This window comes from Streptomyces telluris (genome assembly GCF_024519335.1).
Taxonomy (GTDB): domain Bacteria; phylum Actinomycetota; class Actinomycetes; order Streptomycetales; family Streptomycetaceae; genus Streptomyces; species Streptomyces telluris.
The window spans coordinates 1-1,635 of the sequence record NZ_JANIID010000080.1 but is presented as its reverse complement, the minus strand read 5'-3'; the positions used below and the strand labels follow the sequence as shown (position 1 = coordinate 1,635).

The window sequence follows — 1,635 nt, the reverse complement described above, 5'->3', positions numbered from 1 at the left end:
TCAGCGCAAGCTGGCCGCGCAGTATCCGGTGATCCTCGGCGGCGCGGCGCTCACCCGGGCGTATGTGGAGCAGGATCTGCATGAGATCTATGAGGGTGAAGTGCGGTATGCGCGTGATGCCTTCGAGGGTCTGCGGCTGATGGACGCGTTGATCGCGGTGAAGCGGGGTGTGCCGGGGGCGGTGCTGCCGGAGCTGAAGCAGCGGCGGGTGGTGAAGCGGGCGGCGACGGCGGTGCTGGAGGTGGAGGAGCCGGAGGGCTCCGTCCGCTCGGACGTCGCGATCGATAACCGGGTGCCGGAGCCGCCGTTCTGGGGCACGCGGGTGATCAAGGGGATCGGGCTGAAGGACTATGCGTCCTGGCTCGACGAAGGCGCCCTGTTCAAGGGCCAGTGGGGCCTGAAGCAGGCCCGCGCCGGCGGCCCGACGTATGAGGAGCTCGTGGAGACCGAGGGCCGCCCGCGCCTGCGCGGCTGGCTGGAGAAGCTCCACACCGACAACCTGCTGGAAGCGGCCGTCGTCTACGGCTACTTCCCATGCGTGAGCAAGGGCGACGACCTGATCTTGCTGGACGAGGACGGGAGCGAGCGGACGCGTTTCACGTTCCCGAGGCAGCGGCGCGGGCGGCGGCTGTGCCTGGCGGACTACTTCCGGCCCGAGGAGTCGGGCGAGCGCGATGTCGTGGGCCTGCAGGTCGTCACCGTCGGCTCCCGCATCGGCGAGGCCACGGCCGAACTGTTCGCCGCCGACGCCTACCGCGACTACCTCGAACTCCACGGCCTGTCCGTCCAGCTCGCCGAAGCCCTCGCCGAGTACTGGCACGCCCGCGTCCGCGCCGAACTCGGCTTCGCGAGCGAAGACCCCGACGACGTAGAAGACATGTTCGCCCTCAAGTACCGCGGCGCCCGCTTCTCCCTCGGCTACGGAGCCTGCCCCAACCTCGAAGACCGCGCCAAGATCGCCGACCTCCTCCAGCCGGAACGGATCGGCGTCCACCTCTCCGAAGAATTCCAGCTCCACCCCGAACAGTCCACCGACGCCATCGTCATCCACCACCCCGACGCCACGTACTTCAACGCGCGCTGACTCACTCCACCGCGTGCCGAGCCGGCCGCGCACCGGCGCATCCCCTGTGAGGAAAGGAAGAGCATGGACGCGGAGGCCACACGGTCCCGAAGCACTCTGCGCGAGGTACTCGCGAGCGGCGGACGCTCGCGCTCGTACTCCTTCGAATTCTTCCCGCCGAAGACGGCGGACGGCGAACAGGCCCTGTGGGACGCCGTCCGCCGCATCGAGGCGGTGGGCCCGACCTTCGTGTCGGTGACCTACGGGGCGGGCGGATCATCGCGCGACCGCACCGTGGCCGCCACCGAGCGCATCGCCTCCGAGACCACGCTCCGGCCGGTCGCCCACCTGACCGCGGTCGACCACTCCGTCGCCCAGCTGCGCCACATCATCGGGCAGTACGCGGCCGTCGGCATCAGCGACATCCTCGCCCTGCGCGGAGACCCGCCGGGCGACCCGCAGGGGGAGTGGCGGCGCCACCCCGAAGGCTTCGCCCACGCCCGGGAACTCGTCGAGCTCATCAAGGACTCGGGCAGCTTCACGGTCGGCGTGGCCGCCTTCCCCGAGCGCCA

At 70.3% G+C, this 1,635-nt stretch carries 2 protein-coding genes; both read left to right on the top strand.

What is annotated here, in order from left to right; genetic code table 11:
* Nucleotides 1–1,084 (top strand): vitamin B12 dependent-methionine synthase activation domain-containing protein (locus NQU55_RS36165; protein ID WP_284702714.1); only part of this gene is annotated, 1,084 nt, incomplete at its 5' end.
* Nucleotides 1,085–1,147: 63 nt separating this feature from the next.
* Nucleotides 1,148–1,635: methylenetetrahydrofolate reductase (locus NQU55_RS36160; RefSeq protein WP_256791869.1), on the top strand; the 488-nt coding region annotated here is incomplete at its 3' end.